At 40.0% G+C, this 15,257-nt stretch carries 14 protein-coding genes; 1 reads left to right on the top strand and 13 read right to left on the bottom strand.

Going from position 1 to position 15,257, the window contains the following annotated elements; all coding sequences use genetic code 11:
* Positions 1 to 6 precede the first annotated feature (6 nt).
* The 13 genes from AAEY68_RS11445 to AAEY68_RS11385 form a co-directional block, all read right to left on the bottom strand.
* Positions 7 to 492 (bottom strand): phosphatidylglycerophosphatase A family protein, encoded by a 486-nt coding sequence (locus AAEY68_RS11445; RefSeq protein WP_007587120.1) that lies wholly within the window; start codon positions 490 to 492, stop codon positions 7 to 9.
* Positions 489 to 1,463, bottom strand: a complete 975-nt coding sequence (gene thiL, locus AAEY68_RS11440; protein ID WP_350585951.1) for a thiamine-phosphate kinase — start codon at positions 1,461 to 1,463, stop codon at positions 489 to 491. Before thiL ends, AAEY68_RS11445 begins: the two co-directional genes overlap by 4 nt.
* Positions 1,464 to 1,509: 46 nt before the next feature.
* The gene (gene nusB / locus AAEY68_RS11435) at positions 1,510 to 1,920 is read right to left on the bottom strand and encodes a transcription antitermination factor NusB (protein WP_007587129.1); all 411 of its coding nucleotides are present in this window, start codon (positions 1,918 to 1,920) and stop codon (positions 1,510 to 1,512) included.
* Between the two features lie 15 nt (positions 1,921 to 1,935).
* The gene (gene ribH / locus AAEY68_RS11430; protein WP_007587130.1) at positions 1,936 to 2,400 is read right to left on the bottom strand and encodes a 6,7-dimethyl-8-ribityllumazine synthase; all 465 of its coding nucleotides are present in this window, start codon (positions 2,398 to 2,400) and stop codon (positions 1,936 to 1,938) included.
* A gap of 100 nt (positions 2,401 to 2,500) precedes the next feature.
* Entirely contained in the window at positions 2,501 to 3,613 is a 1,113-nt protein-coding gene (gene ribBA / locus AAEY68_RS11425; RefSeq protein WP_350585950.1) for a bifunctional 3,4-dihydroxy-2-butanone-4-phosphate synthase/GTP cyclohydrolase II, read from the bottom strand.
* 29 nt (positions 3,614 to 3,642) lie between these two features.
* On the bottom strand, positions 3,643 to 4,296 hold the full coding sequence (locus tag AAEY68_RS11420) for a riboflavin synthase (RefSeq protein WP_007587137.1): 654 nt from the start codon (positions 4,294 to 4,296) through the stop codon (positions 3,643 to 3,645).
* A gap of 26 nt (positions 4,297 to 4,322) precedes the next feature.
* On the bottom strand, positions 4,323 to 5,447 hold the full coding sequence (gene ribD, locus AAEY68_RS11415; RefSeq protein WP_350585949.1) for a bifunctional diaminohydroxyphosphoribosylaminopyrimidine deaminase/5-amino-6-(5-phosphoribosylamino)uracil reductase RibD: 1,125 nt from the start codon (positions 5,445 to 5,447) through the stop codon (positions 4,323 to 4,325).
* Positions 5,448 to 5,613: 166 nt separating this feature from the next.
* A complete protein-coding gene (gene nrdR / locus AAEY68_RS11410) occupies positions 5,614 to 6,063 on the bottom strand; it encodes a transcriptional regulator NrdR (RefSeq protein WP_002961761.1) in 450 nt (149 codons plus the stop codon).
* A 104-nt stretch (positions 6,064 to 6,167) separates the two neighbouring features.
* A complete protein-coding gene (gene glyA / locus AAEY68_RS11405) occupies positions 6,168 to 7,424 on the bottom strand; it encodes a serine hydroxymethyltransferase (protein WP_024589760.1) in 1,257 nt (418 codons plus the stop codon).
* A 269-nt stretch (positions 7,425 to 7,693) separates the two neighbouring features.
* A complete protein-coding gene (gene thrC, locus AAEY68_RS11400) occupies positions 7,694 to 8,977 on the bottom strand; it encodes a threonine synthase (protein WP_350585948.1) in 1,284 nt (427 codons plus the stop codon).
* Between the two features lie 11 nt (positions 8,978 to 8,988).
* Positions 8,989 to 9,924 (bottom strand): homoserine kinase, encoded by a 936-nt coding sequence (thrB, locus tag AAEY68_RS11395; RefSeq protein ID WP_350585947.1) that lies wholly within the window; start codon positions 9,922 to 9,924, stop codon positions 8,989 to 8,991.
* 9 nt (positions 9,925 to 9,933) lie between these two features.
* On the bottom strand, positions 9,934 to 12,351 hold the full coding sequence (thrA, locus tag AAEY68_RS11390; RefSeq protein WP_350585946.1) for a bifunctional aspartate kinase/homoserine dehydrogenase I: 2,418 nt from the start codon (positions 12,349 to 12,351) through the stop codon (positions 9,934 to 9,936).
* 228 nt (positions 12,352 to 12,579) lie between these two features.
* A complete protein-coding gene (locus AAEY68_RS11385; protein WP_024589756.1) occupies positions 12,580 to 12,948 on the bottom strand; it encodes a response regulator in 369 nt (122 codons plus the stop codon).
* Positions 12,949 to 13,314: 366 nt separating this feature from the next.
* Here AAEY68_RS11385 and AAEY68_RS11380 point away from each other — a divergent pair, with 366 nt between their 5' ends.
* Positions 13,315 to 15,084 (top strand): sensor histidine kinase, encoded by a 1,770-nt coding sequence (locus AAEY68_RS11380; protein ID WP_010554589.1) that lies wholly within the window; start codon positions 13,315 to 13,317, stop codon positions 15,082 to 15,084.
* Positions 15,085 to 15,257: the final 173 nt, after the last annotated feature.

Genomic DNA, 15,257 nt, shown 5'->3' with positions numbered 1-15,257 from the left:
AAAAAATTAAAAGGGTAGTAAACCCACTTTTATTAGCGCCTGTAAGCATATAAGCGAAAAAACGCCCGCAAGTATATCATCGGCCATAATACCTAAACCACCATGTACTCGTTTGTCTAGCATACGGATTGGGCCAGGTTTTGCTATATCAAAAAAGCGAAATAACAAAAAACCAACGAGTAATGTTTGCCAGCTAAGTGCTGCACCAATCATTGTAATGTAATAACCTGCCACTTCATCCCATACAATAGCAGGATGGTCGTGCACGCCTAAATCATCAGCCGTTTTACCGCAGGCCCATATACCAAATATACTGATCACTACGGCAAACACAATTTGCAACCATAGCGGATAATACATAGTCATAAAAATGAATGGCAGTGCAGCAAAAGTGCCAAATGTACCAGGTGCTTTAGGGGCTAACCCAGTACCAAAACCCAAACCAAAAAACTGATGTGGGCGCTTTAAATTAAACTTTCGGTTTTTGTTCAAACCAGCTCCTTTGCAAAATGCTCAAAACCTTGCTGCTTAAAATCAAACTTTTCACCGTTGTGTAAAAGTTCAATTTGACCATCGCCACTTTTAATTTGGCCTATGCATGTTGCATCTACACCATATTGACGCAGTTTTATATTTAGCATACTTTTATTGCTATCAGGTACAGTAAAAATTAATTCGTAATCATCACCGTAACTGAGAATAAATGGAAGCTGCTGATTAAAATCAAGGCTTGCTTGCATTGCATCTGAAGTCGGAATACTTTCAATATTCACAACTGCATTTACTTGCGACATATCAAGTATATGGCTTAAATCAGCAATTAAACCATCCGATACATCAATAGCCGATGATGCAAGGCCTCGCAATACCTGTCCTGCAGCAACACGCGGTGTTGGAAAGTCAAAGCGCTTATTTAAGTACTTTAAATGCTCTGGCTCAATACTTATACCTTGTTTGCGAGACTCAATTGCAAGTCCAGCGTCACCTAGCGGACCTGTAACATAAATCCAATCACCCACTTTCGCACCACTACGACGAAGTGCAGTACCTTCTGGTACAGTCCCTTTTGCACAAATAGTGATAGTTAATGGACCTTGCGTAGTATCGCCACCTATAATTTGCACATTAAAGTATTCTGCAATTTCATGCATGCCTTCAGTAAACTCTTCAATCCACTGTGGGTCAATACTTGGCAAGGTTAACGCAACTGAAACCCATGTTGGCTCAGCGCCCATTGCCGCTAAATCACTTAAATTAACAGCAAGCGCTCTGTGACCTAATGCACGAGGGGAAATATCATCAAAAAAGTGTACGCCAGCAACAAGAGTATCTGTTGTAACGGCAAGTTGGCAGTTTTGTGGAACGGTTACTAAAGCGCAATCATCCCCTATACCTAGGTTTACATCACGACGGGTGATCCCGCGACCTTTAAAGTAGCGGTTAATTAATTCAAATTCCTTCATACACAAAAAAGCCGGCCTATGCCGGCTCCCCTCTTTAACGGTTTACTTACTTGCGTAAATGCTTAACAGCTTTATCAAGTACACCGTTTACAAATTTATGGCTGTCTTCAGCGCCAAATATTTTGGCCAGCTCAATACCTTCGTTGATAGCAACTTTATAAGGTACATCTTCACGGAACTTAAGCTCATAGCTGCTTAAACGTAAAATTGCGCGCTCAACCATATCTAAGTCATTAAACGGACGTGTTAAATGTGGTGATACAGCTTCGTCTAGTTGCTTATAATTTACAGCAACACCCGTCGCTAAATCTTTAAAGTATTCAACATCAATTTTAGTAACGTCTGTTTCGATCAACATTTGTTGTTCGATATCGGCAATTAAATTGCCACTTATTTGCCAAGAATAAACGGCTTGGAGTGCTAAGATACGTGCTTTACGTCTTGCTGCTGGTTTCACAAAAATTCCTTAAACTTAAATTTTATCTAACACATTAACCATTTCAAGCGCGCCTAAAGCAGCTTCGCCGCCTTTATTGCCCATTTTGGTGCCAGCACGCTCAATTGCTTGTTCAATGCTTTCTGTGGTTAATACGCCAAATGCAACCGGGATATCATACTCAAGTGATACTTGCGCAAGACCTTTGTTTGATTCGCCAGCAACTAGGTCAAAGTGTGGTGTACCACCTCTGATCACTACGCCTAATGCGATGATTGCATCATACTCTTTTTTTGCCGCAACGCGTTTAGCCGCTAAAGGTAATTCTACCGCGCCTGGTACATAAATAACGGTAATGTCGTCATCAGATACGCCACCAGTGCGTTTTAGCTCATCAACAGCACCTGCAAGGAGGCTGCTACCGATAAAGTCATTAAAACGAGAAATGACAATGGCAAACTTTTTGCCAGGAGCGTACTTACTACCTTCAATAATTTTCATTTGATAACCCTAAAAATAAGTTCAAGCGGTTGCGATTGCGCAAAAATTGCTGCGCATCATACCATAAAAATAAAATAATAGCCTAGTTTAAGCGTGATGCTTATTGTGGCTCAACATAATCAACAACTTCTAAATGAAAGCCCGAAAGTGCATGGTACTTTTTAGGGCGACTCATTAATCGCATTTGTTTAATTCCAAGATCTGCAAGTATTTGCGAGCCTACGCCAACAGTACGAGATGTACCTTTGAATTTACGAGGCGTAACGCTTTCGCCAGCATCAGCTGCTGCGAATGCTTTTACAGCTGCCTCTAATTCTTCAGTGCTTTCTTGCTTACCTAAAATAACTAAAGCACCTTCATTTTTAGCGATATAAGCCATTGCTTCTGAAAGGCCCCAACTACGGTCAGCACTTCTATCTGAAAGTAGGATATCGTTAAAGGTACTTTGCAAATGTACACGTACATTTGTCGGTTCTTGCTCTTTTATATCGCCTTTAAGCAATACGTAATGTAATTGGCCGTCAATTGTGTCTTTGTAAGTAACTAAATCAAATTCACCGTGAATAGTTGGTAACTTACATTTTGCAACTTGCTCAATTGTTGTTTCATTTAAGTTACGGTATTCGATTAAATCAGCAATAGTACCAATTTTAATATCATGCTCTTTCGCAAAAACTTCTAAATCAGGGCGACGCGCCATGGTGCCATCGGCATTAAGTATTTCAACAATAACAGATGATGCTTCAAGCCCAGCTAAACGCGCTAAATCACAGCCAGCTTCAGTATGTCCTGCGCGAGTTAATACGCCGCCAGGTTGTGCCATAATTGGAAAAATATGACCAGGCTGCACGATATCACTTGGTACTGCGCCTTTAGCTATAGCCGCTTGCACTGTACGCGCTCTATCTGCTGCTGAAATACCTGTAGTAACACCCTTTGATGCTTCTATCGACATTGTAAAGTTAGTCGAAAATGCAGCACCATTATTTTTAACCATTAAAGGTAAATCAAGTTGCTCACAACGCTCTTGCGTCATAGTTAAACAAATTAAACCACGGCCATGAGTCGCCATAAAATTAATAGCTTGTGCACTAATATGCTCTGCGGCAATAATTAAATCGCCTTCATTCTCTCTATCTTCATCATCCATTAAAATAACCATTTTACCGGCTTTAATATCGTCGATGATTTCTTGTGCGCTGTGTAAATTCATAAATTTGCTCGTATAAGTTATCAGTTTCGTTATTTAATAAAACCCGCTTTAGCGAGTAAGCTCATCGAAATATCAGAGCCTGTTGGTTGCTCTGCACCTTTTATAAGGCGCTCTAAATAACGTGCAATTTGATCGACTTCTAAATTAACTTGAGTGCCTACTTTAAAGTGAGCAATTGTGGTTTGCTCACTCGTATGTGGGACAATTGTTAATTTGAATTTATTACCTTCTACAGCGTTTACTGTCAGGCTTATACCATCAATACATACCGAACCTTTGTACGGGATGTATTTCATTAAATTTTCTTCGGTTGTAAGCCAATATTCTGTTGCTCGAGCGTTTGCTGTAATGCTTGTAATAGTTGCTATGCCATCAACATGGCCAGATACTAAATGACCGCCTAAACGCGAAACAGGTTGCATGGCTTTTTCAAGATTCACCGTTTGCCCTAAAGCATAGTGAGCAAAACCGGTTAAACCAATCGTCTCGTTAGATAAATCAGCACTAAAACCGTCAATATGTTTATCAACTACGGTTAAGCAAACGCCATTGGTTGCAATGCTGTCGCCTAGCTTTACGTCTTCCATATCAAGGTCAGCACTTTGGATACGAATGGCTAAGTCGCCTTGTTTTTTTTGTAATAAAGCAATTTTGCCTGTGGCTTCTATTATCCCAGTAAACATAGCGCTACTCTTTTTATTAAGTGATTTTAATGAGTTTTTAACGCGGTGATACGTAAATCGTCACCAATGCGCGCACATTCATTAAATGTTAAATCAACGGTGTTTTGCATACTCGTCAATTCAGGAAAATTAACTAAACTTTTTGCATCATGGCCCATTAATTTAGGCGCCAAATAAAAAACAAACTCGTCAACTAAATCAAGCTCTGTCATTTTACCAGCAAGTGTTGCTCCGCTCTCAAGCCAAACATTATTAAACTGCAGTTGCCCAAGTTTTTCTAAAACAGCCTGTAAATCAACTTTGCCGTTACTTTCACTTACTTCAATATGCTTTACAAAATGTGGCCATTGCAGTGATTTATCAACCTTAGTCGTAAATATTATTACATCACTTTGGATTTTAAATAAAGCAAGGTTGGGCGTTAAACGATTCTGTGAATCAATTATAACACGCACGGGCTGGCGAAGCGGTAAATCGGTAGGTAGCGTGCAAGGCAACTCGCTTAGTCGCACATTAAGTTTAGCATCGTCTACTAACACGGTATCGGCACCGGTTAAAATAGCGCAGCTTTGCGCTCGGTATAATTGTACGTCTTGGCGAGCAGCGGGACTTGTGATCCACTTACTTTGCCCATTTTTAAGCGCTGTTTTACCATCTATGCTTGCTGCCATTTTACAGGTCACATAAGGTAAGCCTTGTTCCATTCGCTTAAAAAAGCCAACGTTAAGTGCGCGAGCTTGTGATTCAAGTAATCCATAAGCAACTTCAATACCGGCATCGCTCAGTATTTTAAGGCCTTTGCCTGCAACTTGTGGGTTTGTATCAACCATAGCGGCAATCACTTTTACAACGCCCGCCTTTTTTAAGCCTTCAGCACACGGTGGCGTACGCCCATAATGACTACACGGTTCAAGCGTTACATAAGCCGTTGCACCTTGTGCACTACTACCAGCTATTGCCAGTGCATTTACTTCAGCATGGCCTTGACCTGCTAATTGATGAAAACCCTCACCAATTATTTGATTATTTTTAACTAATACACAGCCAACATTAGGGTTAGGCGTGGTAGTAAACCGGCCTTTTTTGGCAAGCTCTATGGCATGTGCCATATACATTTCGTCATGTTCGGTAAAAGGAACTTGGTTAAGCATTTATTATACCAATTGCGTTAAATAAGTGGTCTATTATAGCGCTAAGAAAATAGCGCAATAACAAGGCGAAAATTATGACATATAGTTGTTCTATATGAATAATTTTTAACGCAGTGAGTGCGCTATTTAATGCGATAGAATGATCATGTTTTTAATAAAATTGGTATTACTCCCCTAATCGGGCAATTTCTTCGCCAAATTCGCGTATATCTTCAAACGAGCGATAAACAGAGGCAAATCTTACGTACGCTACTTTGTCGAGCTTTTTGAGGGCTTCCATAATGCATTCACCCACCAAATGGCTTGAAATTTCTCGCTCACCCGTTGCGCGTAGTTGCGATTTTATTATATTCACTACTTCGTCTACTTGCTCTGTGCTCACTGGGCGTTTTTCGAGTGCGCGATTTAAGCCATTTAATAATTTATCTTCGTTAAATGGTTCGCGGCTGCCGTCTTGTTTAATAACACGAGGCATAACCAGTTCAGCGCCTTCAAATGTAGTAAAGCGCTCGTGGCAGTCGTTACACTCACGACGCCTGCGAACTTGATGGCCTCCGCCAACAAGGCGTGAGTCAATAACTTTAGTATCTTTTGCGGTACAAAATGGACAATGCATAGCTCGGTACTTCCGTTTTAAAACAAAAAAGACCGCTAAATAGCGGTCTTTTATCTTAGCAAAAATTAGGGCTTATGTGCTCTAAATTACTGCCGCTTATGCAATTAAGCGTAAACAGGTAATTTTGCACAAATTGCTTTTACTTTTTCTTTAACTTGCGCCTGTACAGATTCATCAGTAATGTTATCTAGTACGTCACAAATCCAGCCAGCAAGCTCTTTTGATTCTTCTTCTTTAAAACCACGACGAGTAATTGCAGGAGAACCAATACGCAAACCAGATGTTACAAATGGTGAGCGTGGATCGTTCGGTACTGAGTTTTTATTAACTGTGATGTTAGCGTTACCAAGGGCTGCGTCTGCATCTTTACCAGTGATATCTTTATCGATTAAATCAAGTAAAAATAAGTGGTTTTCAGTTTTGTCAGAAACGATTTTGTAGCCGCGCTCTTGCATTACAGCAACCATTGCTTTTGCGTTTTTAACAACTTGTGTTTGGTATACTTTAAACTCTGGTTGAAGTGCTTCTTTAAATGCCACTGCTTTTGCTGCAATAACATGACATAAAGGACCGCCTTGGCCACCAGGGAAAACAGCGCTGTTAAGCTTTTTGTAGATTGCTTCGTCGCCACATGCAGAAATAATCAAACCACCACGAGGGCCTGCAAGTGTTTTATGCGTAGTTGTAGTTACAACGTGTGCATGAGGAACAGGGCTTGGGTAAACGCCTGCCGCAATTAAACCCGCAACGTGAGCCATATCAACAAACAGATAAGCACCGATTTTGTCAGCAATTTCACGGAATTTAGCCCAATCAACAATACCAGAGTACGCTGAGAAACCACCAATAATCATTTTTGGCTTGTGCTCAAGTGCTAGTGCTTCAACTTGTGCGTAATCAATTTCGCCCGTTGCTTCATCTAGTCCGTATTGGATTGCATTGTAAAGCTTACCAGAGAAGCTTACGTGAGAACCGTGAGTTAAGTGACCACCATGAGCTAAGCTCATACCTAATACAGTATCGCCAGCGTCTAATAATGCTAGAAAAACAGCAGCATTAGCTTGCGAACCAGCATGTGGCTGCACGTTAGCGTAGTCAGAACCAAATAATTCGTTAGCACGGTCAATTGCTAATTGCTCAACAACATCTACATGCTCACAACCGCCATAATAACGTTTGCCTGGGTAACCTTCTGCGTATTTGTTTGTAAGCTGTGAACCCTGCGCTTCTAGTACGCGTGGGCTACAGTAGTTTTCTGAAGCGATTAGTTCGATATGCTCTTCTTGGCGAGCAGTTTCTTTGGTTATCGCGTCAAATAACTCTGGATCAAAATCCGAAATATTCATGCTACGTTCTAACATTGGGGTCTCCTAGGGCAACGTGTATGGTGTTTTTTAGAGGCTTTATTGTACGCTTTAAACGACTCTTTGCCTACGCTCTTAAGTTGAGGATATTTAAACAGGGATTGAAACTATTTCACAGCTCTTTTAAGATGATATTTTTTTATAAAGCCATAATAATTTTAAATGAATTATATTTACTACATTTAATTAGTAAATATAACTAAGTGTATTCATCCGTATAAAGTTATAAAAAAAGCGGCTCAAGCCGCTTTTCCTTTTAATTTAACTTAGCCTAATTTAGCGAGCATTTCGGTACGTAACGCGTCGTAATCGGCGTTCATATCGCTTGCTAGGCATGGTTTTGCTAGTGCATCAGCAAGTGGTTTTGGCATACCTAATTCAATATTTAGAATACCCTCTACGCTTTCTTTAAACTTAGCAGGATGAGCTGTCGCTAAAAAGATACCCGCGGCCCCTGGCGCTCGATTTTCAACAAGACCTTGGTAAGCAATAGCAGTATGAGGCTCTGCAACATAGCCAGTTTGTTGAATTTTTTTCATCACGGCTTGCGTGTCTTGCTCGTTTACGCTTATTGAATAAAAATTATCGTAGCTAAACCAGTTATTATCTAACATTGTTTGTACACGCGGCCAATTGTTTGGCTTACTTACATCCATCGCATTTGAAAGCGACTCAAGCGTTGCGTTTGGCGTCCAGTTTTTATCAAGCATAAAGCGCGGCACAGTATCATTTTGATTTGTTGTTGCACTTAATTTACCTACAGGTAAACCAATAACCGCACCAATCATTGCGGCGCACACATTACCAAAATTACCACTTGGCACTGATATATGCGCTGTTGCGCGCTTTTCTTTTGGTAGCAGTGCAATGGCTTCAAAGTAGTAACAAACCTGAGCAACTAAACGGCTAATATTAATTGAATTAGCTGAGTTAAGCCCAAGTGTTGATTTAACTTCTTCATCTAAAAAGGCATTTTTAACTAACTCTTGGCAATCATCAAAGCTGCCCTCAACTGCATAACAATGAATATTGTTACCTAGCGTAGTAAATAGCTTTTGCTGAGCAAGTGAAATTTTGCCTTTAGGGTATAAAATAACAACATCGATATTTGGTTTGTTGTAAAAAGCATGCGCAACGGCTGCACCGGTATCGCCCGATGTTGCTGTTAAAATAGTTACTTTCTCGTCTTTATTAAACTGCGTTAAACACTCTGCCATAAAGCGACCACCAAAGTCTTTAAACGCAAGTGTAGGACCATGAAACAGTTCTAAACAGTATGTGTTCTCTTCAACTTCCACCAGCTTAACTGGAAAGTTAAATGCATTTTTAACCATTTGTGCCACGGTATCGCTTGGTAACTCATCACCAATTAGGTGAGATAATATTTTGCCGCTGCGCGTAACAAAGTCCATATCAAGCAATGCATCAACATCGGACAGTGGCGGCAGTGATTCTGGGAAAAATACACCTTGGTTACGACCCAAACCTGTTTTTACAGCTTCAACGAACGACACTTTTTGTGAGCTATCTTTTAAATTATGTAATTGCATGACTACCTATCCTATAAAACTGTTAATTGACGCGTGCCGTCGTTATCTAATTTACAAATGTGGCAAAAGCCTTGCTCGTTAATGTAATTGGTTTCTAACCACTGCGCGCATTGCTGTGCAGCTTCAAGTGTTTTACACACAGTAAATAAGGTTGGTCCTGCGCCCGAAATACTGACTATTTTAGCGCCCAGTGCTGGCAAGCTTGCTTTGGCTTCACTAAAGCCTTTAATAAGCGGTGCCCGGTAAGGTTCTGCTATTTCATCTTTCATTATGCTCAGCGCATCGTCAAAACGGTTAGTTAACAGTAAGCTACTAAATGCCGACAAACGCTGAGCAAACTCAACACTTGCATGCATGTTCAACTCTTTTGGTAAAACAGAGCGCGCTTTTGCAGTGTTGAGTGAAAAACCAGGAAACGCAGCAACGTAGTACCAGTTTTCATCAACAGGCAGTGCAATCGATTTATCAGGAATTAAATCACCTGTTAACTGCAAGCCACCTAAATAACATGGCGTGATGTTGTCGTAATGACGACCGCCGCTTACTACAGCTTCAAAGTCAGCCATCAGTTCAATAAGCTCAACCTGACTTAAATTAGTTTTTGCAAACTTATCAAGGGCAGCAAAGGTAGCCACGACCGAACACGCGCTAGATCCAAGCCCTGAGCCAATTGGTAAGTTCTTTTTAAGCTCGAGCTTTACGCTTGGCATATTAGGCGCAACATGCGCTCTAAAATGCACTAAGCACTGGTACGCTAAATTTTCATTAGCATCACTGGGTAACTTGTGAGCGTACTCGCCTGTGCAAATAAATTCGTCGCTTGGTGCTGCGCTTACAACGGCTACATCACCTAACAAACTGCCATCAATTGGCGCAAGCGCTGCGCCAAGGGCATCAAAACCCACTGCAAAATTACCAATAGACGCCGGAGCATATACTTCAATCATAACGAGCTCCTAGCGCGATAACGTTTTTAAAATATCAGCAAATACACCCGCGGCTGTTACTTCCGAGCCGGCGCCATAACCACGAATTACAAACGGACGTGGCTGGTAGTATTGGCTTAAAATAGCCAGTGCGTTTTCACCATCACGAATGACACTAAGCGCATGCTTTGCATCTACCGCTTCAATACCTACTTTACAGTGGCCTTCTTTAATTGTGCCTACATAGCGAAGTACCCTACCCTCGCTCGCAGCGCTTTTGATACGGTCGTTAAAATCAGCATCTAAGCTTGGTAGTTTTGCCATAAACTCATCAACGCTATCACCTTGTGCAAAACCTGGTGGTAATACTGACTCAACTTCAATATCGCTTAGCTCTAATTTCATACCGGCTTCGCGAGCGATGATCAATAACTTACGTGCGACATCGGTACCCGATAAATCATCACGAGGATCTGGCTCAGTAAAGCCACTTTCTTTGGCTTTAATAGTTGCCTCAGAAAGTGATAAACCATCTTGAAGTGCGCCAAACATATACGAAAGTGAACCTGATAAAATACCGCTAAACTCTAATAACTCATCACCGGCACCAAATAATGACTGTAAGTTGTCGATTACTGGTAAGCCTGCACCAACGTTTGTTTCGTATAAAAATTTACGATTATTTTTTTGTGTTGCTGCAATTAAATCTTGGTAATACGTGTATGAGCTTGTTGTTGCTTTTTTATTGGCAGCAACCACATGAAAACCTGCATTTAAAAAGTCTACATACTGCGCAGCAAGTGCATCCGACGACGTACAATCAACAAGCACAGGGTTTACTAAATGATTTTGCTTAACAAACTGCTCTACTAGTTTTAAATCAAACGCCTGCTCAGATGAGGCCAATTTTTGCTGCCAATCACCAAAAGCAATACCTTCACTATCAAGGTGTAATTGGCGAGAGTTAGCAACACCATACAAGTTAAGTTTAATATTACGTTTTTCAAGCCACGCTTGCTGGCGCTCAAGCTGATTAATAAGCTCTTGCCCTACTAAGCCACAACCTAGTAAAAACACATCAATTGACGGCACATGCGTGAAAAAGTTTTCATGGCATATTTTTACGGCGTCGTTACATAACTCACCATCAATTACTGCTGAAATAGCACTTTCTGTAGAATCCTGTGCAATTGCCACGATATTTACTTGCGCTTGTGCAAGCGATGCAAAAAACTTAGCCGCTAAGCCACGGTGCGCGCGCATGTTATCGCCCACTAAAGTAACAATGGCTAAATTGCGCTGCACTTGTACAGGCTCAATAAGCCCTGCTTGTAATTCAAGCTCAAATGCAGTTTGTAGCGCATCAAGTGCAAGTGCTAGGTCTGTTTCGTGTACACAAAAGCTAATGCTGAATTCGCATGATGACTGCGTGATCAATACAATTGATACGTTATCGTGAGCAAGCGCGTTAAATACCTTAGACGCCATACCTACTTTGCCTTTCATGCCTGGCCCTGAGACAGTTAGCATTGCAAGGTCTTGTAGGCTCGAAAGCGCTTTTACTGGCTCATCTGATGAATAATCGTTACCAATTAATGAGCCTTGTGCGTCTGGGTTATGCGTATTTTTAATTTCGCACGGCACGCCTGCTTTAGCACACGGTAAAATTGTTTTAGGGTGAAGTACTTTTGCACCAAAGTAAGAAAGCTCCATCGCTTCTTTATAAGATAAAAAATCTACTTTAGTCGCTTTTTTAATATAACGAGGATCAGCACTGTATACACCATCAACGTCTGTCCAAATTTGGCAAATTTCAGCTTCTAAACATGCTGCTGCAATTGCTGCTGAGTAATCTGAGCCATTACGGCCAAGCGTTGTAAGCTCACCTTTATCATTACTCGCTGTAAAACCAGGCATGATATAGATAGTTGCAGGGCTTTCTTTGAGCACAGCTTGAAAGCGCGCTTTACTTTTTACTAAATCAGCCTCAGCGTCAATATAACCGCCAGTTGAAGCGATACAGCTTGTTGCTTCTAAGTATCTTGCATCGTGCGAGTTCAATAAAGCCTGCATTAAAGAAACGCTAACGCGCTCTCCAAAGCTAATCACAAATGCGCGAACCTGATCAGGGCAACATTGTATAAGTGACACGCCATCTAGTTTATTTTTAAGTTCGCCTAAGTTTGGCCAACTTGTAACTACTACACCACTTTTTTCAACGTCAGCTTTCAAACCTTCACAGCGGCTAACTAATGTTTGCCATTGCTGCGAAAAATCTAAGCCTTGTTCTGCAGCACTTGCAAGTGCAACTAGCGAATCGGTCATTCCACCGGGAGCAGAAAGTACCAAAAGCATTTCATCTTTTAATTGTACTTTAACTAGCTGAGCTACCTGTTGTAAGCATGCATAGTCGGCAAGCGAAGACCCACCAAATTTTAAAACTCGCATTGTTTATGTTCCTCATCCCATAAAACGAAAAAAGGCCTGTGTTCTAAGTGAACACAGGCCTTTAAATTTGTTGCACCGACCTATGCCACTATCCAGTAAGAATGATGGTTGTAATAATAATGGTCAGTACGCGATTAATTGTTTTCATATGTTAAGACTGCCTTAACAAAGGCTATGCTGTCAACCCTAAATTAAAAGATAAAACAGCCTTTTTTAACATGAAAAAACCTAATGAATGCCAAATTTATGCAATATTTCGTTTAAGTTAGATTTATTGATAGGTTTATCGATAAAGTCTATTGCGCCAAGTTGTGCGACTCGTTGCTTCATTTTCTCTTGTATATCGGCAGAAATAACTAAAACAAAGCACTCTATTTTTTCTATTTTTATAGTCTCGAGTACTTGTATACCATCAACTTCGGGCATGGTGAGATCTAAGCACAATAAATCAAAGCTTTGTGCTCGTAAAAGTTCTAGAGCGTGCGCTCCATTTGTAGCTTGTTGTATTTGAGCGTCTATACATTCATTTAAACACCGCACGACTTGTTTACGGGCAACTGCAGAATCGTCACAGACTAATATCGAAAATTTCATCATGTTTACTACTACACAACCATCAAAGTTATTAAAAGGTTATTAAACTAATGCCTTCCATTGCATTTTAGACACTTTAACACGCCTCCAAGCACTCAGCGCATTAATAATTTAATACAATGATAAATATAGAATAAATCCGTTTAAGATATAATTAACCAAAGCAAATACTAATTAAACCTACAATACATAACAGATAACGAATTTATTAATTTATACCTTGGTTTAAATACTTTGATACTACACGCTCACTTTTTGGGTTTATCTTATTAAATTTTAACTTTTTTATTTATTTTTAGAGGTTTATTGACTAACTTTTAAATTACTACCGTAACGTTACAAAAATAATAAAGGATGAACAAGTCACTCATGTTACAAAAAAGTCTTTCTAAGAAGCTACTGACTAGCGTTTTATCCGTCTATTTTTTGCTTACCTTTGTAGTGACCTGTGGACAAGTGCTTGCTGAATACGTCAATACTAAAGACTATATTCGCGATGAACTTAGTACCTTACAAAAAACCTTTAGTCGCAGCTTAACACGTGCAATTTGGGAGCTTAATACCAAGCAAACAATTACAACAGCAGAAGGTTTACTCGCCATTCCCATGATTGAAGGGATTATTGTTCGAGACGACAGCGGCGAAATTATTTCACAGCTAGGGCGATCTCTTGATATACACAAGCTATATAACCAACAGTTAGTACAAGAAGAGGTTATTTTAGAAGACGCAAAATCGGGTTTATTTGGTTATACCTTTCCACTTATTTTTGAATTTTCAGGTCGTGCTACTCAAGTTGGTGACGTTACCTTATTCTCAAGTCGAGAAGTTGTTTTTAGCCGCATTATGGTATCAATCTACTTTTTGATTGGTAATGCGATGATTAAAACCACCTTTTTGATCATCTTATTTTTAATGGCATTTAGAAAACTTCTTACAGACCCTTTAGCAGAACTCACTGAGCAACTAGAAAATTTAGAACTAGACGAGCTAGAAGGTCAACATATAGAAATAGAAACAGAAGAACATAATGAACTAAAAGTGATGGAGCAGTCATTTAACAAACTAATAGATAAAGTGGTTCAGTATAGAAAAGAGCTTGAACACACCCAAAAAGAACTCATTATAAGTAACGAAAAGCTTGATCAACACAACATACAACTTGAACAAGACGTAGCCCGTAAAACATCCAACTTAAGCCAAGCAATGATGGATTTACAGCAGCAAAAATACGAACTCGAAAAGCAAAAAATTGTCCTCACCGAAGAAGTAGACTTACGCCGCAGCACAGAGCAAGAGTTAATTACAAAGCAAACTGAATCTCAGCGCTATATAGAAGAGTTAAGCCTTGCACAGGAACGTTTATTAGGCACAGAAAAAATGGCTGCGCTAGGCGGACTTGTGGCAGGTATTACACACGATATAAATACCCCTATTGGGATAGGTGTAACGGCAATATCATTTTTACAAGAACGCTTAAATAAACTCGAAAATGCTTATACCGAAAAAACACTTTCGCCAAAAGCACTAGAAGAATTTATTAACGAAGCAAAGCAAAGCACAAGCTTACTAACCACTAACTTAGATAGAGCTTCGGAGCTTATAGCTAGTTTTAAACAAATAGCGGTCGATCAAGCCAGTGAAGCAGTAAGAACCATTAACTTTAAAGATTACACTAACGAAGTAATACGCTCACTGCACCCAAAACTAAAAAAGACATCCCATACTATAAAATTAGAATGTCCTGATGATTTAGTTTTAAATCTACCTGCAGGGGCTATAAGCCAAATTTTTACTAACCTAATTATGAACTCACTTATTCATGGCTTTGAAGGTAAAAGCAACGGTGTAATGGATATTAAAATAAGCGCTGATGACACTAACTTAACTATTGATTACAAAGATGACGGTAACGGTGTTACCAACGAGCAATTAAAAAAATTATTTGACCCATTTTTTACTACCAAACGCGATGAAGGCGGTAGCGGATTAGGCACCCATATAATGCTTAATTTGGTCAAGCAAACCCTTAGTGGCTCTATTGATGCAACGAGTGAACCGGGCAAAGGTCTGCGTTACTATATTCAATTTCCGAAGAACATGGCTAAGCCACTGCCTATTTTTGATAAATATGAATAAATAAAAGTATATGCATTAAATTATTAGGGCGTGTTAATCTTTGGTGGTTGAATTTGCAGCAACATGTTTGGTTTTTAGGCAAGGCAGAGCCTATGTAGTGTGGTTATTCCCCATAAATAGGCGATAACGCAGCATAAATACCAAACATGCGCTGCCCTCTGGGTTCTTTCTAG

The organism is Pseudoalteromonas sp. RB2-MNA-CIBAN-0110 (genome assembly GCF_040309305.1).
GTDB lineage: Bacteria > Pseudomonadota > Gammaproteobacteria > Enterobacterales > Alteromonadaceae > Pseudoalteromonas > Pseudoalteromonas arctica.
The sequence above is the reverse complement of the archived record's forward strand: the minus strand, read 5'-3'. Positions and strand labels throughout refer to the sequence as shown.